Raw genomic sequence first — 20,760 nt, 5'->3', positions numbered from 1 at the left:
CAGTCACATGCCATTGCGCGTCTTTACCAGCCATCTGCGCGCGGCATCGTGCCCAGTGCCAGCAGCGCACGGCGCGTACGGGCACCGCGTTCGCTCAGCGCCTGCGGTGTGGCTTTGCAGGCGGCGTTTCCCAGGTTGACGTGTCGGCTTATCGACAGCAGATCGTCCTTGTCGGCCAGCACGTTGAGTCCGGCGTCGTGCCACCACCCGGCCGCCGCCAGCGCAGCCACTTCCGGGGATTCCATCAACTCGGGCTGTTCTTCCAGTGGCATGCCGATCAGCACGCCGATGCGCCGATAGTCGCCACGCCCGCGTAGCGGTAACGGTCCGCGTCCGCGATATCGATATCCATCGCCGCTGGCTTCGTCGCCGTTGCCACCTCGATCAGCGTGCACGCGATTGGCCAGCCGCTCTGGCTTGCGCGCGTAGGACGCATGCTCCGCTTCGGCGACGCGACAGCCGTATTCGTCGCGGATGCGCTTGGGGCTGTACGACAGCAGTTCCTGCAACGTCTGCAGGCTGTGGCTTTCATGCCCCAGTTGGGCCAGGAAGTGGGCCTGGCGCCGTGGTGTGGTGATGTCGAAGGTGTCCATGGCCACGTTCAACGGGTCTGCCCAACGCTGCGCCAGCGTCAACGGACACATGAGAATCTGCGAAAGGTGTGCTGCGGTGAGCATCTGTCGCTCCGGGAGCCGGGCGCGCACCAGCCCTGCGCGCGATAAGGCTGCACGAAGGCGGTGGAGCCGCTGCGCCCTGTCAGCAGACGGCGGCTAACGCGCGACGTGCAGCCTACACAGTGCCGCAGGCGGGCTTGATCTCCCTCTGTTCAGTCCGCTGCGCCTCGCCGCCGCGTGGTACGCAGCCCGCGGCGTCGCATGGGGCATGGCGCAACCTGTCAGCCTGCGCAGCGGGTGCCCCCACACGCGGGGGAGGTCTCAGCCGACGATCGGCTCGACCTGCTGCCGGCCTTCCTGGCTCAGGTCGATGTCACCATCTTCGGCCTGTACGGCCAAGCCGGCCTTGACCGCCCACGTCGCGTCTTCGGCAGACACCTCACGCGTTGCGTGGATGTCCTCAAGGATCCTGCGCTGCTCGGTCGTCAGTTGCATGCTCGTCTCACCTGTCTGTTTCCACCAACCTTAGCGGTACGGGGTGAGGGCGGTGTCGGTGGTGCGCGACGTAACCTGGAGCGAGCGGGTTAATCGTTCAGGTTAATGGCGATGATGTGTTCTTCTTGTCATTGACGTGTAGTCAAATTTATGACTAATTCAATAGGCAGCATAAGCAGGCTTTCTGGACGAGAGAGTCGAAACCGGGCGTTTATTCCTTGGAGGGTCGTACATGGACTACGGCACGCAGGATCTGGCAGACCAGGTTCGCAACGAGCTGGAAGACAGTTACCAGAAGCACGGATGCGGTCCAGAGTTCTGGAACACCTATCAGCAGGTGCTCGCGCGATTGGTGCCACAAGGCGGCCAGCGCACGCAGGTCACCAATGAAATGGCGTTGTTGATCGAGCAGCTTGGCATCGTGCGGCAGGCGCAACTTGTGCCACCTGCCGAGTCGCCAGCGCGCTGAGTCAGCCCGCGAACAGGCGCGCCACCAGCCACGCCCCCAGCACGCAGAGCGGGACCAGCAGCACCAGCGTGACCGGTCGCAGCATGCTGCGTGGCGCGGACAGGCCGCGGTCGGGCCGCGTGTAACGGATCAGCCCGGAGGTGCCCATCGTGGCGTGCTGCACGTTGTTGCAGGCCACCAGGCATGCGCCACACGCCAGACAATCCGCCTGTGGCCCCTCACGTACGTCCAGCCCTACCGGGCAGGCGCTGACGCAGAGGCGGCAGTCGATGCAGTCCCCCAGCCGGTCAGCGGCGAAGAACGGCATGGGCCCGGCAAGCTCAGGATGCGCGGCGCGAAACACGTAGTCCTGTGCGGTAGTGGGGTCGAGCAGCCCCCGGCCGCGCGCCGCCACGCTGCCCAACCCGGCAGCGCGCATGCCTCGGGGCTCGCCGCGCGGCGCCAGGTACAGCATGCGCGGCGTATGCGCATCGGCCAGCAGGGGCTGGATGCGTGCGAACGGGCACAGCGCCCTGCACACATGACGGCGCAGGAATCCGGCATTGCCCCACGTCGCGGCAGCGTAGAACACGATCCAGAACGTTTCCCAGGCACCCAGCCGGCACTGCACCGCCCGCATCAGCAACGGGTGGAAAGGCGTGAAAAGGCCGACGACGGTCAGGCCGGTGGCCAAGGCCAGGCAGGCCCAGATCGCATGCCGCAACAGCGGCTCAACGGACGCGTTATGAAGTGCCCACCGCGTGCCACGTTCCACCCAGCCAAACAACTGGCTCCACAACGTCTGCGGACAGGCATGGCCGCACCACAGTCGCCCCGCCAAGTGGGTGAACAGCGCCAGCAACACGGCGGCAAACGCCAGCAGAGCCAACAGCAGGCCCACATCGTCCGGCCACAGGGTGCGCCCGAACAGGTCAAACCGGCGCTGCACGAGATCCAGCAACAGGGCTTGTCGGCCGTTCCACTGCAGCCACGGCAACCCGTAGAAGCCTGCCAGCAGCGCAAGCGTCAGTCCGGTTCGCAGATAGGGCGTGCGCAGCAGCCAGTTCACCCCAACGGCACCTCATCGTCGTCCGCATCCATCGGCCGCAGCAGGTACGCGGTGACGGCGCTGGAGGCGGCGGTGACCGTCCAGAACATGAAGAACCCCAGCGTGTAGCCCAGTTCACGGCTGATGACGTGGTCAGGAAAGGTGATGGCACACAAGCGCACCGGATCAACGAAGGCGAAGAACACCCCGCTGGCCAGCCCCGCCGCGATGAAGCTGGGCCACAGCACCATCCCCCACCGCTCGACGCGTTGTCGGCAGGGCAGGCGATGAGGGACAGGCGACAGCGGCATGCGGGTCAGTCCGGCAGAAGGCAGTGGGGCGACGGGCTGCGGGTGCATCGCGCGCCGGCGAGCGATCAATCTAGGAAGCCCGTCCGGCGCAGGCATTGATCTGGATCAAGCGCTGCAGGGTCCGCCCGCTGCGCGCACGCGCGCGCGGTGGGATAATCGCGGTTCGACACCTGTTGGATCCCATGGACACTGCCCCGCTGCCCCTGCCTGACGCCTCGCCCGATCTGTGTACGGAGGAAGAAGTCACCCGTCTGGTGCATGACTTCTATGCGCGCGTCCGCGACGAGCCCCGACTCGGCCCGGTGTTCACCGCGCATGTCGTCGACTGGCCTACGCATCTGCGCCAGCTGGTGGATTTCTGGTCGGCCCTGCTGCGCGGCACCCGCCGTTTCCAGGGCTCGCCGATGTCCAAGCACATGGCGATCGACGACATGGACCGCGATCTGTTTGACCGTTGGCTGGCGCTGTTCCGGCTGACCTCGGCGGAGTGCGGCAATCCAGACATGCAGCGGCTTGCCGACGATATCGCCGCGCGTATCGCCGATACCTTCTGGAAGCGCTATCGGATGCTGCGCTTGCCGTCGCTTGGCCTGCCGATCGTCGGCTGATTTGATCTGGGTCAAAGCGCGGCGTGTCCGTTGGCGGGATGCTTGCGTCATGGATACGTACTCTCCCGTGCACGGTGGATTGGCCTGGTGCTTCGATGCCGAGGTGCTGCAGCGGCATGACAAGGCCGGCCCGCGCTATACCTCCTACCCGACCGCGCCGCACTTCCACGATGGCTTCGGCGAACGGCAACTGGCCGATTCGCTGGCTGCCAGCAATGGACCAGGCAAGGCGCTGTCGCTGTATGTGCACGTGCCTTTCTGCAGCAGTCCGTGTTTCTACTGTGGCTGCAACCGGGTAATCACCCGCGACCGCAGTCGCGGCCAGGCCTATGTGGCCCGCGTTCTCGCCGAGGCAGACCTGTTGGCGTCGCATGTCGATCCGCAGCGCGAGGTGATTCAACTGCATCTGGGCGGGGGCACGCCGAACTTTCTCACCCGCGACGCGCTGGCCGAGCTGGTCAGCGGCCTGCGGCGTCGTTTCACTTTCAGTTCCTCGCCATCGCGTGATTTTTCGATCGAGCTGGATCCGCGTTTCATCGACCGTGACGACGTGGCGCTGTTGGCCGAGCTGGGATTCAACCGGGCCAGCCTGGGGATCCAGGATTTCGATCCGGCCGTGCAGGTGGCGATAAACCGCGTGCAGGGGGTCGGGCAGACGCTCGACATCCTGCAGGCCTGCCGCGATTACGGCATGCGCTCGGTCAACGTGGATCTGATCTACGGATTGCCGGGCCAGACCCCGCAGGGATTCGGGCGTACGCTGCAGCAGGTGCTGGCCCTGCGTCCGGACCGGTTGGCGGTTTACGGCTACGCACACCTGCCGCACGTGTTCCGGGCACAGCGGCAGATCGACGAAGCCAAGCTGCCCGCGCCGGGACAGAAACTCGCCCTGCTGGGGTTGGCGGTGCAGCAGCTGATGGCGGCGGGGTATCAATACATCGGCATGGACCATTTCGCGCTGCCCGAAGAGGACCTGTCACGCGCGCAGCGGGCAGGGCAGCTGCATCGCAACTTCATGGGCTACACCACCCATGCCGATACCGATCTGCTGGGGCTGGGGGTGAGCGCGATCAGCAACGTCGGTGCCAGTTACAGCCAGAATCCGCGCGACCTGCCTTCGTGGGAAGCCGCGGTGGATGCCGGCCAGATGCCGGTATGGCGCGGACTGCAGCTGGACCCCGACGATGTGCTGCGTGCGGAGATCATCCAGCACCTGATGTGCCACGGCGAAGCGGATGTTGCCGCGGTGTGTGCTGCGCGCGGCGAGCACTTCGACACGTACTTCGCCGATGCGTTGCCACGCTTGGCGGCCCTGCAGGCCGATGGGCTGGCCGAGGTGATCGAAGGGCGCGTGCGCGTGACCGAGCAGGGCAGGCCGCTGCTGCGCCTGCTGGCCATGTGTTTTGATCGATATCTGTCGCAATCAGCACCCGTGGCGCAGTATTCGCGCGCGATCTGAGCGGTGCAGACGCAAGGATGATGGCTGGTGCCCGGACCCGGAATCGAACCGGGATGACCTTGCGGTCGGCAGATTTTAAGTCTGATGCGTCTACCAGTTTCGCCATCCGGGCCGCGCGCATAGGGTGCACCACGCGGCGCCATTTTGGAATGGTGACGTGCCGCCGGCAATTCGTTTCTGCATTACCTACCAACACTAATAGGTTCATGCCATATTTGAATCAGGCGTACCTGGGGAGGGAAACATGCCACTGCGCGCGATTGTCTATGTCAGTCAGGCCCGGGCGGAACTGTCCCTCGCCGAGCTGGACGGGCTGATGGCCGATGCCACCGCGTTCAATCGCATGGCCGGGGTCACCGGCGTGCTGATGTTCGATGGTGCGCGCTTCCTGCAGTATCTGGAGGGTCCCGCTGATGGGCTGGATTCGGTGTATGCCCGGGTGGTCAACGCGCGTCGACATCACGGCCTTCGACAATTGGCCAGCGCACGCGTGCAGGCACGCTGGTTTCCGCGCTGGACCATGGCCAGCCGGCAGATCGATGCCCAGGCATTGGCGGCCATCGTGGACGCGCCATGGGAAGGTCTTTCGCTGGAGCCGGCGCTGGCTGGGCACGGCTTCGAGCGGCTGTTGTACACCTGGATGGGCGGCGGCGGCGAGCTGGAGCCTGCGGCGGTCAGCCTGGGGTCGTGAGGCAGGACGTGGTCAGCGACCAGCGGGGCGGTTAACCTTGTCGCTCTTTATGCAGGAGCCGGGTGCGCCATGGAACGTTCCGATCGCATCACGTGCTGCCGGTGGATGGCATGAGTACGCCGCTGTCGGCGGCGCAGTCGCCGCGTCCGGCGATCATCGGACTGGGCTATGTGGGCTTGCCGTTGGCCGTCGCTTTCGGTCGGTTGTTCCCCACGCTGGGCTTCGACATCGATGCCGCCCGCGTGGCCGAACTGCAGCAGGGCCATGATCACACCCTCGAGCTGGAAGACGGCGAACTGGCACAGGCCACGCACCTGCGCTGCACGGCCGATGCCGGTGAACTGGCGGCGTGCAATGTCTACATCATCACCGTGCCGACGCCGATCGACGTGCATGAGCAGCCCGACCTGGGGCCGTTGCGCTCGGCCAGCGAACGGGTGAGCAGCGTGCTGCAGCCCGGCGATCTGGTCATCTACGAATCCACGGTATATCCCGGCACCACCGAAGAAGTGTGCATCCCGCTGCTCGAGGCCGGTTCGGGCCTGCGCTTCAACGAAGATTTCTTCTGCGGCTATTCGCCGGAGCGAGTCAGCCCGGGTGACCGCCAGCGTCGCCTGGCCGACATCCGCAAGATCACCTCCGGCTCCACGCCGGAAGTCGCTGCCGTAGTGGATGCGCTGTACCGGCAGATCATCACGGCCGGCACCTTCCCGGCACCGTCCATGCGCGTGGCCGAAGCAGCCAAGGTGGTGGAGAACATCCAGCGCGACGTCAACATCGCCCTGGTCAACGAGCTGGCGCTGATCTTCGACAAGCTGGGCATCGATACGCAGGACGTGCTGGAAGCGGCGGGCAGCAAGTGGAATTTCCTGCCGTTTCGGCCGGGCCTGGTGGGCGGGCACTGCATTGGCGTGGACCCGTATTACCTGCTGCACAAGTCGGAGAGCGTGGGCTACCACCCCGATCTGATCCACACCGCGCGACAGGTCAACAACCGCGTCGGTGCACATGTCACCCAGCGCGTGCTGTCGTTGCTGGCCGGACGTGGGCGAGCACCCGAGGCAGCGCGCGTGTTGGTGCTGGGCGTCACCTTCAAGGAAGACTGCCCGGACCTGCGCAACAGCCGTGCACTGGAACTGGCCCAGCAGCTGCAGGCCAGTGGCGCACGCGTACAGGTGCAGGACCCCTGGGTCGGGCCGGCCGCGCTGCAGGATGCGGGCGTCGAATGGGTGGGCGAGGCCGAAGCAGGGGTGTATGACGCGGTCGTGCTGGCGGTGGCGCACCAGCGCTTCCGGCAGATGGATGCGGCCGCGATCAGGGCGTTGCTGGCACCGCAGGGTGTCGTCTATGACGTCAAATCGGCCTGGCCGCGTGACGTGGTGGACGACCGGCTCTGAGGCCGTTGGCGGGGCATTGATCAGCGGCGGGGTAGACTGGCCACAGCTACGCTAAGAGGAACGCCATGCACCGCTATCTGGCCTACGTGCTCGCCATCATCCTGTTTCCGGTCTGCCTGTGGTTGGCCACCTTTTGGCCTGCCTGGTACTGGGGCGTGGCGTTCACGGCGACCGTCTTCGTGGTGGGTACGTGGGATCTGCTGCAGACGCGCAGCACGCTGCGTCGCAATTATCCGGTACTGGCCCACTTCCGCTACGGCCTGGAGTCGATCGGTCCGGAGATCCGCCAATACTTCGTGCAGAGCGATCTGGAAGATGTACCGTTCTCGCGCCAGCAGCGTGCGCTGATCTACCAGCGCGCAAAGAACGAGATGGACGTGGTGCCGTTCGGCACGCTGCGCAGCACGTATGCGGTGGACTACGAATGGATCAATCATTCGCTCGCTCCGACCAGCATCGGGCATCAGGATTTCCGCGTGTTGATCGGGCCGAACTGCGCCAAACCCTATTCGGCCAGCATCTTCAATATCTCCGCGATGAGCTTCGGCTCGTTGTCGGCCAATGCCATCCGCGCACTCAACGAAGGCGCGCGCCGCGGCGGGTTCCATCACGATACCGGTGAAGGCTCGATATCGCCGTACCACCGCGAAATGGGCGGTGACCTGGTCTGGGAAATCGGGTCGGGCTATTTCGGCTGCCGTGACGAGCAGGGCGGCTTCAGCGAGGAACGTTTCGTTGCCAATGCCACGCACGATCAGGTCAAGATGATCGAGATCAAGCTGTCGCAGGGCGCCAAGCCGGGCCACGGTGGCGTGCTGCCGGCGGCGAAGGTCAGCGAAGAAATCTCGGTGACGCGTGGGGTGCCGATGGGCGTGGACTGCGTGTCGCCGTCGCGGCATTCCGCCTTCTCCACCCCGATCGAACTGCTGCAGTTCGTCGCGCGCCTGCGTGAGCTGTCCGGTGGCAAGCCGGTCGGCTTCAAGCTGGCGATCGGCCATCCGTGGGAATGGTTCGGCATTGCCAAGGCGATGAGTGAAACCGGCCTGCTGCCTGATTTCATCGTCGTGGACGGTGCGGAGGGTGGCACCGGTGCGGCACCGTCGGAGTTCATCGATCATGTCGGGGTGCCGATGCATGAAGCGCTGCTGCTCGTGCACAACACCTTGGTCGGGCTGGACCTGCGTGACCGCATCCGCATCGGGGCGGCCGGCAAGATCACCAGTGCGTTCGACATCGCGCGGATCATTGCGCTGGGCGCGGACTGGTGCAACGCGGGGCGGGGTTTCATGTTCGCGCTGGGCTGCATCCAGTCGCTCAGCTGCCACAGTGACAAATGTCCCACCGGCATCGCCACCCAGGATCCGAAACGCTGGAAGAGCCTGGACCCGACCGACAAGGCCGAACGCGTGCACAACTACCACCGGCAGACAATGCATGCGTTGAAAGAACTGCTGTGCGCGGCGGGACTGAACGATCCTGCCGAGCTGGGGCCGGAACACATCCTGCGTCGGGTGTCGCCGGTGGAGATACGCTCGCTGGCCTCGCTGTACCGCTATCTGGCGCCGGGCGAGCTGCTGCGGCAGGTGCCCGACCATGCGGTGTTCCATGATTACTGGGGCGATGCGCGCAGCGATTCCTTCCAGCCGCCGTCCCGCATCCAGGCACTTCGCGCCAGCAAATCGCGATGAGCACTGCCAGTGCGCTGCGCTTTCGCGCGGGCAGCTCGGGAGATGAGGCGGTGCTCTGGGCATTGCGGACGCGCTGCGTGCGCGAGCTGTGCAGCAGCCATTACCGCGCTGACGTGATTGCGCACTGGTCCGCATCGCCGCCGCCTGCTCACTATGCCGCGCTGCTGGGGCAGGGCGGCTGCGTGGTGGCCGAGGATGCGCAGGGCCGCGTGGTCGGCTACGGCATGCTGGTTCTGCAGGACAACGAGGTCGATGCGCTGTTCGTGGATCCGGATGCGGCCGGTCAGGGGGTCGGACGGGCGCTCCTGCAGCAGTTGTTCGCCCTTGCCGCACCGGATGCCGACATCGTGCTGTCGGCATCGTTGAATGCGGTGGCGTTCTACCAGCGTGGCGGATTCATTGCCGAAGGACCGCAGGATTACCTGCACCCCAGCGGAATCACCTTGGCCGCGATCCGCATGCGGCGGCCCGCCGCGTCAGCGGGCAGCTAACCACCCGACCACACCATCGGCCGCACGTTGCGCGCTGGCATAACACGCGGTCAGCAGGTAGCCGCCGGTCGGTGCTTCCCAGTCGAGCATTTCGCCGGCGCAGAATACGCCTGGCACCGCCTGCAGCATCAAGTCGGCATCCATCGCCGGCAGCATCACGCCGCCCGCTGTGCTGATCGCCTCTGCCATCGGTCGCGGCCGCTGCAGGACCACCGGAAGGCGCTTCAACGCGGCCGCAACGCGGTCGACGTCCTGGCCCGCTTCCTTGCCCAGTACCTCGAACAGCAGCGATGCCTTCACTGCATCCACGCCAGTCTGGCGACGCAGATGCTCGCCGAAACTGCGTCCTTTGCGGGGGCGTGCTAGATCGGCTGCCAAGCGTTCCTGCGACCGTCCCGGAACAAGATCCAGCCACAGCGTCGCCATGCCATCGCGGGCGAGTGCATCGCGCAGGTCTGCCGACACGGCATAGACCAAGCTGCCTTCAATGCCGTACTCGCTCACCACGCATTCGCCCTGCTGCTGGTGATCCGTACCCTGCAGGTCGGTCCAGTGCGCCACCACGGATTTCAGTGGGGCGCCGGCGTGGCGCTGCACGAACCAAGGCGTCCATGCCACATCAAAACCGCAGTTGGCCGGCTGCAGGGGCGCAACGGCGACGCCACGTTCCTGCAGCAGCGGTACCCAGCTGCCATCGGAACCGAGCTGCGGCCAGCTTCCACCGCCGAGCGCCAGGACGGTGGCGTTGGCGACAACGCGGGTGTCGCCCTCAGCCGTGGCAAAGCGCAGCGCGCCGTCGGCGTCCCATCCCTGCCAGCGGTGCTGCACATGGAAACGCACGCCCTGTTCCTTCAGCCGGCGCACCCAGCCGCGCAACAGCGGCGCGGCTTTGCGGTCCACCGGAAAAACGCGACCGGAACTGCCCACGTAGGTTTCCACACCCAGCCCAGCAGCCCACCGCCGCAGCGCATCGGCATCGAACGCATCCAACCAGCTGGCCACCGCCGTGGATTGCGATCGGTAGCGGCTGTCGAACAGCGGGCGCGCGTCGGAATGGGTCAGGTTCAAGCCACCCTTGCCGGCGATCAGGAACTTGCGGCCAGGCGAGCCCTTGGCCTCATACAGATCCACCGCCAGTCCCGCCGCGCACAGCTGCTCGGCGGCAAACAGCCCTGCCGGGCCGCCACCGATCACCGCAACGCGCGGCACCGCTACCGGATCAGCGGGGCTGGACATCAAGCAGCTCGACATCGAAGACCAGCGAGGAGCCGGCGGGAATCGGTCCGACACTGCGCTGCCCATAGCCCATGTCCGGGGTGATCATCAGGGTGCGCTTGCCGCCCACCTTCATGCCCGCCACGCCTTCGTCCCACCCGCGGATGACCTGTCCGCCCCCCAGTTCGAAGGAGAACGGTTCGCCACGCGTCACCGAGCTGTCAAAGGTCTTGCCGTGCTTGTCTTCAGCGCGCTCGTCGTAGATCCAGCCGGTGTAGTGGACGGTCACCTTGCTGCCGGGTGTGGCGACAGCGCCGGTACCTGCCTGCGTGTCGATGGTCTCAAAGGCGGCAATGGAGCCGCCCGGCGGCGGACCGGCCGGTGCGCATGCAGCGAGGGCCAGGGACAACAGGAGGGGAGCGAGCAGGCGGCGCATGGGCGGCATCCGAATTCGAGGGGATGCAAGGGTAACGCATCGCATCCACAGCAGAGACAGGGCGGACCGCCGCCCTCTCCTCTCGCTGAAGCGGTTGTTCGCCGGGCTATGATGGCGGCATGTCAAAGCTGCTCTTGAACCTGCGCCACGTCGGCAACGATGAATACCATGACGTCTGCACGCTGCTGGATCAGCACCGTATCGCGTGGTATCGCACCGAGCCGAGCCCTTGGGGCATCTCGAACGGGGGGCTGTGGATCCGCGACGACGACGATCTCGCGCGAGCCCGCGACGTGATGGGCGCGTACCAGCGCGAGCGCAGCGTGCGGATGCGTGCCGAGCGTGAGCAGGCCCTGCAGGACGGCAGCGCTGAGACCTTTTCCGGCCTGTTGCAGCGTCGTCCCGGCTTTGTGGCGCTGGTGCTGCTGGGCATGGTCGGCGCGGCCGCGCTCGTGCTTCTACCGTTCATGCTGCTACGAGGCTGAACAGGCGCGCAGCGGGTAAAATGGGCGGATGATCGCCAATACCGCCGCCTATCATTTCGTCACCATCGACGCGCCGCAGGTGCTTGCCGACCGCTTGGTTGCCGACGCCGAGGCTGCAGGCCTGCGCGGCAGCATCCTGGTCGCCGCTGAAGGCCTGAACCTGTTCCTTGCAGGCAGCCCGGCGGCCATCGATGCCTTCTACGATGCGCTTCACGCCGACCCTCGGTTTTCCGATATGCGGGTCAAGACCAGCTTCAGCGAGCACCAGCCGTTTGCTCGGTTGAAGGTCAAGGTCAAGGACGAGATCATCAGTTTCCGGCGCGATGATGGCCAGCCGCTGGAGTATCCGCGCGCACCGGCCGTGGACCCGGCGACGGTGCAGCGCTGGCTGCGGCAGGGCCGCGACGATCACGGCAAGCCGGTGGTGATGCTCGATACGCGCAACGTGCAGGAGATCGAGTACGGCACGTTCAAGGATGCGCTGGTGTTGCCCATCGACAAGTTCACCGACCTGCCCGCCGCGCTGGCGCCGCATCGGCAGGCGTTGAAGGACAGCACCGTGGTGAGCTTCTGTACCGGCGGCATCCGCTGCGAGAAAGCGGCACTGTGGATGCAGAACGATGGCATGGACAATGTGCTGCAGCTGGACGGCGGCATTCTGGGTTATTTCGAGGAAGTGGGAGGCGAGGGCTACGAAGGCCGCTGCTTCGTCTTCGACGAGCGCGTAGCACTGGATTCCCAGCTGCAGCCCCTGGTGGACCAGCCACTGCCCGAGCCGAAGCCAAGCGCGTTCTGATACCGCGCAGGTAGAGCCGACAGGTAGAGCCGACTTCAGTCGGCTGAGCGATAACGCCGACAGGTAGAGCCGACTTAAGTCGGCTGAGCAACAACGCTGCCGGCTGAAGCCGGCACTACCAATGGAGCGGGCTGCCGGCTGAAGCCGGCACTACCGCGCCTGTTGCCTTGGCGGGAATCAGCGTCCCGCGGCGTCCGCTGGCAATCCATCCCGCGCGGCCCCACACAAGGGAGGGTCTCCTGAAGAAAAGCCGCGCTGATGATTCCCTTGTCGATCCTCGATCTGGCCCCCGTCTGCGAGGGCAGTGACACAACCGCTGCCTTCGCCAACATGCTTGAGCTGGCCCAGCAGGCCGATGCGCTGGGCTACCGCCGCTTCTGGCTGGCCGAGCACCACAACATGCCCGGCATCGCGAGTGCGGCCACTGCGGTGCTGATCGGTCATGTCGCCGGTGGCACCCAGCGCATCCGCGTCGGCGCGGGCGGCATCATGCTGCCCAACCATGCGCCGCTGCAGGCCGCCGAGCAGTTCGGCACGCTGGCCTCCCTGTACCCGGACCGCATCGACCTGGGCCTGGGCCGAGCCCCGGGCACCGATCAGCCGACCGCTCGCGCGCTCCGCCGGTACTTCGATGGGGCCGATAATTTCCCGCAGGACGTGCGCGAGCTGCTGCACTACTTCGAGCCGGCGAAGCCGGGCCAAGCGGTGCAGGCGGTGCCGGGCGCGGGTCTGCGGGTGCCGGTCTGGATCCTCGGTTCCAGCCTGTTCGGCGCACGCCTGGCCGCTGCGCTGGGCCTGCCTTACGCCTTCGCGTCGCACTTCGCGCCGGATGCGATGGACGAAGCGTTGGCCGTGTATCGGCGCGAGTTCCGTCCCTCCGGCTCGCTCCAGCAGCCGCATGCCATGCTGGCGTTGAACGTGGTGGCCAGTGAAAGCGAAGCCGAGTCGCGCCGCTTGTTCACCAGCCAGCAGCAGAGTTTCGTCAATCTGCGCCGCGGCAGCCCGGGCAAGATCCCACCGCCGGTGGATGACATCGAAACCTTCTGGCAACCGCACGAGAAGGTCGGCGTGGAGCGTGCGCTGGCCTGCACGGTGCTGGGGGACGCACAGCAGGTGGGCGAGGGCATTGCGGCCTTCGTCGAGCGCCACCAGCCCGACGAACTCCTGCTCACGGCGAACATCTACGACCACCGCGCGCGCCTGCGTTCGTTCGAATTGGCCATGCAGGCCTGGCACGCGCGCCACGCAGCCTGAATGCAGCGCGCAGGCCACCACGCGCACTGAACATCCGCCTCACGCAGCGTTGCACCGCGCTCGCGTGAGATGGGGCCCTACCCACGGAGTTCCCCATGAACGCAGATCGCCAGCAGCACATCACCCAGCTTGCCGCCCTGATCAAGGACGTCGAGGTGGCGATGTTCACCACCACCGGCGTGGACGGCCGCCTCTATAGTCGCCCGCTGGGCACGCAGGAAGTGGAATTCGACGGTGACCTGTGGTTCGCCACGTCGGCCGACAGCCCGAAGGTGGCCGAGATCGCCCTGAACCCCCGCGTCAACGTTGCCTATGCGTCAACGTCCAAGAACAGCTATGTGTCGGTATCGGGCACCGCGGAGATCGTTGCGGACCGCGCGAAGATCGACGAGCTGTGGTCGCCGGCGATGAAGCTGTTCTTCCCGGAGGGCAAGGACGATCCGAACCTGCGCCTGATCCATGTGCATGCCGAGTCGGCCGAATATTGGGACGGTCCGGGCACGTTGCTGGGCAAGGCGCTGAGCTTCGTCCTGTCCGCAGTGCAGGATGAGCCCGCGCGTCTGGGCGACAACGGGTTTGTTGATCTGCGCTGAGGTCTGGAGCGCACGGCAGCCGACTGAAGTCGGCTCTACCAGGAAAATGAAATAGGGGTAGAGCCGGCTTCAGCCGGCTGTTTTTTGATAGAGCTAGAACCAGCGCTGGAACAACTCGGCGATATAGCCAACCAGCTGCCCGGAGCTGAAGCCGAAGAAGACGATGGCGGCGATCGCCGCTATCCAGTTCACCAGCATCAATGCACCGTCCCGTTCCAGCAGCGCCAGCGCGAACAGCAGCAGCTGGAAGCCGAACAGATAGTTCGTGAACGGTATCGGCAACGACAGCAGTACGCCCAGCAGCACCAGCAGCAGGCCCGTAAACGCATGCGCCAGTACCGGCACGAGCAGCTGCGGCATGCGCGGCTTCAGCAGGCGATCCAGCCGGCGCAGGGCGCCGTCGATCCGGTCCAGGAACTTGTGCATGGTGCCGCGCCGTGGACCGCGACGGGCGATGAACCCCGGTACCCACGGTTTGCGCAGGCCGAACATCATCTGCGTGCCCATCAGCAGGATCAGCGGGCCACTGACTGCGCCGCCCACGCCCGGGATCGGGATGAAGGCGGGCAGGATCGCAATGAACAGGAAGACCCCGTAAGCACTCTGCTGCAGATTCTGCAGGATCTCCCCCAGCTTCATGTGCTGGGCGGGATCGCCGAATTGGAACATCGCCAACAGCGTGCGGATGCCCTCGTTGCGGTAGAGCGGGGCATCGTCCGGCGACGGCGACGGATCAGGCGGTGAGTTCATCGGCCTGCTCGTCAGACAGCATGCGCAGCAGCAGCTTGTCGACACGCGCGCCGTCCAGATCGATGACTTCGATCCGCCAGCCGGCCCAGTCGAAATACTCGCCGACATGCGGGATGCGGCCGAAGTAGTGGATGCACATGCCGGCCAGCGTGTAGTAATCGCCATCCTCGGCGTCAGGCAGGTTGCTGGTACCCAGCAGTTCGCGCAGGTCTTCGATGGGCAGCGACCCATCCACCAGCAGCGAGCCGTCTTCGCGCGTTACCACCAACGCATCTTCATCGGCGTTTTCGGTGGCCTGCAGGCGGCCCACCACGGCGCCCATCAGGTCGCTGATGGTCACCAGACCCTGGATTTCGCCGTACTCGTCCACCACCAGGGCTACGGACTGCTGTTCTTCGCGGAAGATCTCCAGCAGCTTCATGGCATGGGTGCTTTCCGATACGTACAGCACCTCGCGCAGGTTCTGGAACAGCGCATGGTCACCGCGTGCCATCCGCGTGGCGAGGGTCTTCACCTCGAGGATGCCGACCACGTCCGAATCGTTCTCGCGGTACACCGGATAGCGCGAGAATTCGTTCTCGCTCATGATTTCCAGGTTCTTTTCCAGCGCGCCCTGGGTGTCCAGCCACGCGATGCGGTTGCGCGGGGTCATCAGGCTGTCCGCGGTGCGGTCGCCCAGTCGCATGACGCGGTTCATCATGTCGCGCTCGTGCGCATCGATGACGCCGGCTTCGTGGCTTTCAGCCACCAGCATGCGGATCTCTTCTTCGCTGACGCTGGCGGCTTCGTCCTTGCCCAGGCCGATCACCCGCAGCACCAGGCGCGTGGTGTGCGACAGCAGCCAGACGCCGGGGGCGGCCACCTTGGCCAGCCAGCTCATCGGCAGGGCGACCAGCCCGGCGATATCCTCCGATCGGGTGATCGCCAGGCGCTTGGGCACCAGCTCACCGAAGATCAGGGTCAGGAAAGTGATCAGGGCCACGGCCAGGGTCTTGCCCACGCCGGACGCATAGGCGAACCCGGGGGCCACCTCATGGATCCACGCCCCGATGGCCTCGCCGATGGCTTCGCCGCCGAACAGGCCGGTCAGCACGCCGATCAGGGTGATGCCGATCTGCACCGTGGACAGGAAGTTTTCCGGCCGTTCGGACAGCTCCAGGGCGCGCGCCGCACGCTTGGAGGAGTGCGCCATCTGCTTCAGGCGGCTCTTGCGTGAGGTCATGACCGACATCTCGGACATGGCGAAGAAACCGTTCAACAGAACGAGGGCGAGGACAATGATCAGTTCAAACACGGGCGGCATCCCCGGTTGGTGGCAGGGAGGGCGGGTGCTTGCGATGGCGGCAGGCGCTGGGGAGGTAAGTCCGGCGCGGCGGCGGGGGGTAAGGGTCGTCTTCCATAGGTGTGCGCCCGTGGGCGCGCTGGCATCTTAGCAAACGGGGGGTGGAATGCTGCAAGTGCCTGTTCAGGTAGAGGGGAAAACCAGACAGAAGTGTCGGGGAGTACCCGGAACGGTCATCTAGCCGTCATAATTCCGTCTGGTGCCGTCCTTCCCGCGACGGCGAACAGGTTTCTCGATGTTCTCTCTGCAGACCATTTTCGGCTCCGGCAAACAGTTCTACACCCTGCTTGATGAGGCTGCCGTCGCGGCCAACGACAGCGCCCGGGCCTTGCACGCCATGATGCGCGAGTCCGACCGCCAGCCTGCGCTGGACGCCTTCAAGCTTGCCCGCCTGCGTGAGCGCGCCGCGTCGGACAAGATCAGCCAGGCCCTGGTCGACAGCTTCATGACCCCGATCGAGCGCGAGGATATCGAAGCGCTGGGTTCGGCGCTGTACAAGATCCCCAAGCAGATCGAGAAGTTCGCTGATCGCTATTCGCTGGCGGTGGCCCATCTGGAACACATCGATTTCGCGCCGCGCGCGGCGATGCTGGAACAGGCGGCCGGCGTGGTGGTGGAGATGGTGGCCGACCTGCGCCACATGAACCTCGATCGCATGACCGCGCTGAACGAGAAGCTGCGCGCGCTGGAGAACGAGGCCGACCGGCTGATGCTGGAGCTGTACCGCGATATCTACTCCGGTCGCCTGGACCACGTGCAGATGTTCCTGTTGAAGGAGTTCTTCGAGATTCTGGAAAAGGCCATCGACCGCTGCCGTGAAGCGGGCGTCGTGGCGTACCAGATCGTGTTGAAGAACAGCTGACGGGCCGCACGGATGCTGACCCTTGTCCTGGTGGTGATCTTCACCGCTCTCGTCTTCGAGTTCATCAACGGCTTCCACGATACGGCGAACTCGATTGCCACCGTGGTGGCGACCAAAGTGCTGTCCCCGGGCTGGGCAGTGATGATGGCCGCCTTCATGAACCTCATCGGCGCGCTCACCGGCACCGCCGTCGCGCTGACCATCGCCTCGGGCCTGCTGAACACCAACGTGGTCGACGTGACGCCGCAGGTGATCCTGTGCGCGCTGCTGGGCGGCATCATCTGGAATCTGATCACCTGGTGGAAGGGGCTGCCTTCCTCGTCGTCCCACGCGCTGATCGGCGGTCTGTGTGGTGCAGGCCTTGCGGCTGCGCAGAACAATTGGGATGCGCTGATCTGGTCGGAACGGCTCGGCAGCTGGGCGCAGAACAAGGGCCTGCTGTGGAAGGTCTTCGTGCCGATGATCACTTCGCCGGTGGCAGGCTTCCTGCTCGGCATCCTGGTGATGCTGCTGCTGTGGGCGCTGATTGCGGCCCTGGCCAAGGTCGGCGGTGCGATCGGTCGCCTGGCGCGTCCGCGCTTCGTCAACATGTTCTTCGGCAAGGCGCAGATCGTCTCGGCGGCCTACATGGGCTTCGCCCACGGCCACAACGATGCGCAGAAGACCATGGGCATCATCGCGATGACCTTGATCGGTGCCGAAGCCACGGGCGCCTTGAACGACCTGCCGTCCTTCCTGGCGTTCATGCACCCTGACGCGAGTGCCGGCGACGGCATCGCGATGTGGATCGTGTTGACGTGTGCGGTGGTGATGGCGGCCGGTACGGCGTCGGGCGGCTGGAAGATCATCAAGACGCTGGGCCACAAGATGGTCAAGCTGCACCCGATCCATGGCTTTGCGGCGGAAACCAGCTCGGCAACGGTGCTGACGGTGGCGGCGCACTTCGGCATGCCGGTGTCGACCACGCACAGCATCTCCACCGCGATCATGGGCGTGGGCTTTGCCAAGAACCCGCGTTCGCTGCGCCTTGGCGTGATCGAGCGCATCGTGTGGGCGTGGATCCTGACCATCCCCGCTGCAGGCGGTTGCGCCTACCTGATCCTCAAGCTGTTCGAGATGATCGGCTGGGCCTGACGGCTGGCACCTCGCTGATGGAAACCGCCGAGCATGGCTCGGCGCTACCAGATCCGCCACGGCACAAAAAAACGCCGGCCCTCGAGGCCGGCGTTTTTGTTCAGGCTTCCAGCGACGCCAGGTCGCCCTTGGTCTCCAACCACCCCTTCCGGTCCGATGCCCGCTTCTTCGCCAGCAGCATGTCCATCAGCGAATGGGTCATCTCGCCGTCGTCGATGGTCAGCTGCACCAAGCGGCGTGTATCGGGATGGATGGTCGATTCGCGCAGCTGCGGCGGGTTCATCTCGCCCAGGCCCTTGAAGCGGGTGACACTGATCGCGCCCTTGATCTTCTCGCGCTCGATCTTGTCCAGCATGGTGCGCTTCTCTTCTTCGTCCAGCGCGTAGAACACCTGCTTGCCCACGTCGATGCGGAACAGCGGTGGCATCGCCACGAACACGTGTCCGGCATCGACCAGCGCCGGGAAGTGCTTCAGGAACAGCGCCGTAAGCAGGGTCGCAATGTGCAGGCCGTCGGAATCGGCGTCGGCCAGGATCACCACCTTGCCGTAGCGCAGGCCGCTGATGTCGTCCTTGCCCGGGTCACAGCCGATCGCGATGGCCAGGTTGTGTACTTCTTCCGACGCCAGCACGCTGTTGGACGACACTTCCCAGGTGTTCAGGATCTTGCCGCGCAGCGGCATGATCGCCTGGAAATCCTTGTCACGCGCCTGCTTGGCGCTGCCGCCTGCGGAGTCACCCTCCACCAGGAACAGCTCGGTGCGCGACAGGTCCTGGCTGATGCAGTCCGCCAGTTTGCCGGGCAGGGCAGGGCCCTGGGTGACCTTCTTGCGGACCACCAGCTTTTCCGTCTTCAGGCGGGCGCTGGCGCGCTCGATGGCCAGCTGCGCAATCCGCTCGCCCATCTCCACGTTCTGGTTGAGCAGCAGGCTGAAGGCGTCGTGGGCGGCGCCCTCGACGAAACCGGCGGCCTGGCGCGAGGACAGGCGTTCCTTGGTCTGGCCACTGAACTGCGGGTCGGTCATCTTCACCGAAAGCACGAAAGCCACGCGGTCCCACACGTCTTCCGGTGCCAGCTTGACGCCACGCGGCAGCAGGTTGCGGAAGTCGCAGAACTCGCGCAGGGCTTCGGTCAGGCCGGTGCGCAGGCCGTTGACATGGGTGCCGTGCTGGGCGGTCGGGATCAGGTTGACGTAGCTTTCCTGGACCAGCTCGCCCTCCGGCATCCAGGCAACGGCCCAGTCGGCGATCTCGTTCTCTTTCTTGACGTGGCCGACGAACAGGTTGGTCGGCAGCATCTCGCGCTCGCCGAGCTCGACCTTCAGATAATCGCGGAGGCCATCTTCGTAATGCCAGGTATCGACCTCACCGGTCGCCTCGTCGGTCAGCTTCACGGTCAGGCCCGGGCACAGCACTGCCTTGGCGCGGAGCAGGTGCTTGAGGGCACGTACGGCGAACTTGGGGGTGTCGAAGTACTTCGGGTCCGGCCAGAAGCGCAGGCGCGTGCCGGTGTTCTTCTTGCCCACGCTGCCCACCACTTCCAGCGGCGAGGCCAGGTCGCCGTTGCGGAAGGTGATGCGGTGCTCGGCGCCTTCGCGCTTGATGTGCAGCTCCACCAGGGTGGACAGTGCATTGACCACGCTCACGCCCACGCCATGCAGGCCGCCGGAGAAGGTGTAATTGTTGTTGTTGAACTTGCCGCCGGCATGCAGGCGGGTCAGGATCAGCTCCACACCCGGAATCTTTTCTTCCGGGTGGATGTCCACGGGCATGCCGCGGCCGTCATCGCTGACCTCCACGCTGCCGTCCTTGTACAAGGTGATCTCGATGGAACGGGCGTGGCCGGCCAGCGCTTCGTCCACCGAGTTGTCGATCACTTCCTGCGCCAGGTGGTTCGGGCGGGTGGTGTCGGTGTACATGCCGGGGCGGCGCTTGACGGGGTCAAGGCCGGACAGGACTTCGATATCGGCGGCGTTATAGCGGGCGTTCATCTATATTTCAAAGCGTTGGAGCGACGCGCAAGTGTGCGGTCTGGGCGGGTATTTTGCACGCCTGCGGTTCATCTGGCAGGGCCGGCGGGGCGCTAAAATGGTCACAGCTGGGAAAAGGACGCCAGCACCCCCCGTTTCCGGGTCGATACCGCGAGGAGGACTCCATGAAGAAGCTGCTTACCATCGCTGTCATCGCTGCTGCCGTGGTTGCCGTGCCACTGGCAATGGCGCAGAACGCACCGCCGCAGGGTGATCAGGCCAACGCCGCGCAGGCCGAGGCGGACGCCAAGGCCAAGCGCCGTGCGCAGGCCAACGCGGAACTGAAGGCCAAGGGCCAGCAGACGCCGCCGCGCGAAGAAGAAGAGGAAGAGGCGCGCAAGAAGCGCTGACGTCCGCTGTTTCGGTAACCAGGCCCCGGCATTGCCGGGGCTTTCTTTTTGGCCGGTTGACGGCGCCCCCTTGGGCTTGGGCGCTTCAATCTGTAAACTATCGCTTTCCGGGAGTAGTGCGTGTCCACCATCAGCGATTGGACTGGCAAGGCCATGCATGGCGGCCAGCAAGGCTGGGCGCAGGTGACGGTCTCCATGACCGGCACGGCCAAGCTGACCTCGCACGATGGTCATCGCACCGCCCGCTCCCTCGCTGCTCCAGCG

23 protein-coding genes and 1 tRNA gene are annotated in these 20,760 nt (G+C 65.4%); 14 read left to right on the top strand and 10 right to left on the bottom strand.

Annotated elements, in window-relative coordinates; genetic code table 11:
• Positions 1-23 precede the first annotated feature (23 nt).
• Together ICJ04_RS11875 and ICJ04_RS11870 are read right to left on the bottom strand one after the other, a co-directional pair.
• Positions 24-677, bottom strand: coding sequence for a glycoside hydrolase family 19 protein (locus ICJ04_RS11875; RefSeq protein WP_188324450.1), 654 nt, complete (start codon positions 675-677; stop codon positions 24-26).
• 258 nt (positions 678-935) lie between these two features.
• Positions 936-1,109: a hypothetical protein gene (locus tag ICJ04_RS11870; RefSeq protein ID WP_188324449.1), complete on the bottom strand. Its 174-nt coding sequence runs from the start codon at positions 1,107-1,109 to the stop codon at positions 936-938.
• 232 nt (positions 1,110-1,341) lie between these two features.
• Here ICJ04_RS11870 and ICJ04_RS11865 point away from each other — a divergent pair, with 232 nt between their 5' ends.
• On the top strand, positions 1,342-1,578 hold the full coding sequence (locus tag ICJ04_RS11865) for a hypothetical protein (RefSeq protein WP_188324448.1): 237 nt from the start codon (positions 1,342-1,344) through the stop codon (positions 1,576-1,578).
• Position 1,579: 1 nt separating this feature from the next.
• Here the strand turns inward: ICJ04_RS11865 and ICJ04_RS11860 are convergent, their stop codons facing one another.
• Together ICJ04_RS11860 and ICJ04_RS11855 are read right to left on the bottom strand one after the other, a co-directional pair.
• On the bottom strand, positions 1,580-2,626 hold the full coding sequence (locus tag ICJ04_RS11860; protein WP_223202872.1) for a 4Fe-4S dicluster domain-containing protein: 1,047 nt from the start codon (positions 2,624-2,626) through the stop codon (positions 1,580-1,582).
• Positions 2,623-2,916: a hypothetical protein gene (locus tag ICJ04_RS11855; RefSeq protein ID WP_188324447.1), complete on the bottom strand. Its 294-nt coding sequence runs from the start codon at positions 2,914-2,916 to the stop codon at positions 2,623-2,625. Before ICJ04_RS11855 ends, ICJ04_RS11860 begins: the two co-directional genes overlap by 4 nt.
• Before the next feature lie 182 nt (positions 2,917-3,098).
• Between ICJ04_RS11855 and ICJ04_RS11850 the strand changes: the two genes are divergently transcribed.
• Together ICJ04_RS11850 and hemN are read left to right on the top strand one after the other, a co-directional pair.
• Positions 3,099-3,524: a group III truncated hemoglobin gene (locus ICJ04_RS11850; RefSeq protein WP_188324446.1), complete on the top strand. Its 426-nt coding sequence runs from the start codon at positions 3,099-3,101 to the stop codon at positions 3,522-3,524.
• 49 nt (positions 3,525-3,573) lie between these two features.
• On the top strand, positions 3,574-4,983 hold the full coding sequence (gene hemN / locus ICJ04_RS11845; RefSeq protein ID WP_188324445.1) for an oxygen-independent coproporphyrinogen III oxidase: 1,410 nt from the start codon (positions 3,574-3,576) through the stop codon (positions 4,981-4,983).
• Positions 4,984-5,008: 25 nt separating this feature from the next.
• On the opposite strand, the gene ICJ04_RS11840 is transcribed toward hemN, so the two are convergent.
• Positions 5,009-5,095, bottom strand: a tRNA-Leu gene (locus tag ICJ04_RS11840).
• A 132-nt stretch (positions 5,096-5,227) separates the two neighbouring features.
• Here ICJ04_RS11840 and ICJ04_RS11835 point away from each other — a divergent pair.
• From ICJ04_RS11835 to ICJ04_RS11820, 4 genes are all read left to right on the top strand, one after another.
• Positions 5,228-5,674 carry a BLUF domain-containing protein gene (locus ICJ04_RS11835; RefSeq protein WP_188324444.1) on the top strand — a complete coding sequence of 149 codons (447 nt, stop codon included), beginning with the start codon at positions 5,228-5,230 and terminating at the stop codon, positions 5,672-5,674.
• A gap of 110 nt (positions 5,675-5,784) precedes the next feature.
• Positions 5,785-7,071, top strand: coding sequence for a nucleotide sugar dehydrogenase (locus ICJ04_RS11830; RefSeq protein ID WP_188324443.1), 1,287 nt, complete (start codon positions 5,785-5,787; stop codon positions 7,069-7,071).
• A gap of 65 nt (positions 7,072-7,136) precedes the next feature.
• The gene (locus ICJ04_RS11825) at positions 7,137-8,759 is read left to right on the top strand and encodes an FMN-binding glutamate synthase family protein (protein WP_188324442.1); all 1,623 of its coding nucleotides are present in this window, start codon (positions 7,137-7,139) and stop codon (positions 8,757-8,759) included.
• A 14-nt stretch (positions 8,760-8,773) separates the two neighbouring features.
• Entirely contained in the window at positions 8,774-9,250 is a 477-nt protein-coding gene (locus ICJ04_RS11820; RefSeq protein ID WP_188327313.1) for a GNAT family N-acetyltransferase, read from the top strand.
• On the opposite strand, the gene ICJ04_RS11815 is transcribed toward ICJ04_RS11820, so the two are convergent.
• Both ICJ04_RS11815 and ICJ04_RS11810 read right to left on the bottom strand, forming a co-directional pair.
• Positions 9,236-10,486 carry a TIGR03862 family flavoprotein gene (locus tag ICJ04_RS11815; RefSeq protein WP_188324441.1) on the bottom strand — a complete coding sequence of 417 codons (1,251 nt, stop codon included), beginning with the start codon at positions 10,484-10,486 and terminating at the stop codon, positions 9,236-9,238. The two genes, ICJ04_RS11820 and ICJ04_RS11815, sit on opposite strands and share 15 nt — an antisense overlap.
• Complete coding sequence (locus tag ICJ04_RS11810) at positions 10,470-10,901, bottom strand: FKBP-type peptidyl-prolyl cis-trans isomerase (protein ID WP_188324440.1); 432 nt, start codon at positions 10,899-10,901, stop codon at positions 10,470-10,472. Before ICJ04_RS11810 ends, ICJ04_RS11815 begins: the two co-directional genes overlap by 17 nt.
• 119 nt (positions 10,902-11,020) lie before the next feature.
• Between ICJ04_RS11810 and ICJ04_RS11805 the strand changes: the two genes are divergently transcribed.
• The 4 genes from ICJ04_RS11805 (at position 11,021) to ICJ04_RS11790 (ending at position 14,029) form a co-directional block, all read left to right on the top strand.
• Positions 11,021-11,386, top strand: coding sequence for a DUF6164 family protein (locus ICJ04_RS11805; RefSeq protein WP_188324439.1), 366 nt, complete (start codon positions 11,021-11,023; stop codon positions 11,384-11,386).
• A 28-nt stretch (positions 11,387-11,414) separates the two neighbouring features.
• The gene (locus ICJ04_RS11800) at positions 11,415-12,182 is read left to right on the top strand and encodes a sulfurtransferase (protein WP_188324438.1); all 768 of its coding nucleotides are present in this window, start codon (positions 11,415-11,417) and stop codon (positions 12,180-12,182) included.
• A gap of 258 nt (positions 12,183-12,440) precedes the next feature.
• Positions 12,441-13,436: an LLM class flavin-dependent oxidoreductase gene (locus tag ICJ04_RS11795; RefSeq protein ID WP_188324437.1), complete on the top strand. Its 996-nt coding sequence runs from the start codon at positions 12,441-12,443 to the stop codon at positions 13,434-13,436.
• Positions 13,437-13,531: 95 nt separating this feature from the next.
• On the top strand, positions 13,532-14,029 hold the full coding sequence (locus tag ICJ04_RS11790) for a pyridoxamine 5'-phosphate oxidase family protein (protein ID WP_188324436.1): 498 nt from the start codon (positions 13,532-13,534) through the stop codon (positions 14,027-14,029).
• A 93-nt stretch (positions 14,030-14,122) separates the two neighbouring features.
• Here the strand turns inward: ICJ04_RS11790 and ICJ04_RS11785 are convergent, their stop codons facing one another.
• Positions 14,123-14,779: an exopolysaccharide biosynthesis protein gene (locus tag ICJ04_RS11785; RefSeq protein ID WP_188324435.1), complete on the bottom strand. Its 657-nt coding sequence runs from the start codon at positions 14,777-14,779 to the stop codon at positions 14,123-14,125.
• Positions 14,763-16,073, bottom strand: coding sequence for a hemolysin family protein (locus tag ICJ04_RS11780; protein WP_188324434.1), 1,311 nt, complete (start codon positions 16,071-16,073; stop codon positions 14,763-14,765). The genes ICJ04_RS11785 and ICJ04_RS11780 overlap by 17 nt, the downstream gene beginning before the upstream one ends.
• Before the next feature lie 283 nt (positions 16,074-16,356).
• On the opposite strand from ICJ04_RS11780, the gene ICJ04_RS11775 reads away from it, so the two are divergent.
• Both ICJ04_RS11775 and ICJ04_RS11770 read left to right on the top strand, forming a co-directional pair.
• Entirely contained in the window at positions 16,357-16,983 is a 627-nt protein-coding gene (locus ICJ04_RS11775; RefSeq protein ID WP_188324433.1) for a DUF47 family protein, read from the top strand.
• A 12-nt stretch (positions 16,984-16,995) separates the two neighbouring features.
• Positions 16,996-18,117: an inorganic phosphate transporter gene (locus tag ICJ04_RS11770; RefSeq protein ID WP_188324432.1), complete on the top strand. Its 1,122-nt coding sequence runs from the start codon at positions 16,996-16,998 to the stop codon at positions 18,115-18,117.
• A 100-nt stretch (positions 18,118-18,217) separates the two neighbouring features.
• Here ICJ04_RS11770 and parE read toward each other — a convergent pair whose 3' ends face one another.
• Positions 18,218-20,107 (bottom strand): DNA topoisomerase IV subunit B, encoded by a 1,890-nt coding sequence (gene parE, locus ICJ04_RS11765; protein WP_188324431.1) that lies wholly within the window; start codon positions 20,105-20,107, stop codon positions 18,218-18,220.
• 164 nt (positions 20,108-20,271) lie between these two features.
• Here parE and ICJ04_RS11760 point away from each other — a divergent pair, with 164 nt between their 5' ends.
• Positions 20,272-20,496 (top strand): hypothetical protein, encoded by a 225-nt coding sequence (locus ICJ04_RS11760; RefSeq protein WP_188324430.1) that lies wholly within the window; start codon positions 20,272-20,274, stop codon positions 20,494-20,496.
• Positions 20,497-20,760: the final 264 nt, after the last annotated feature.

Source organism: Stenotrophomonas sp. 169 (assembly GCF_014621775.1).
Classification (GTDB): domain Bacteria; phylum Pseudomonadota; class Gammaproteobacteria; order Xanthomonadales; family Xanthomonadaceae; genus Stenotrophomonas.
This window is presented reverse-complemented; position numbering and strand designations above follow the sequence as displayed.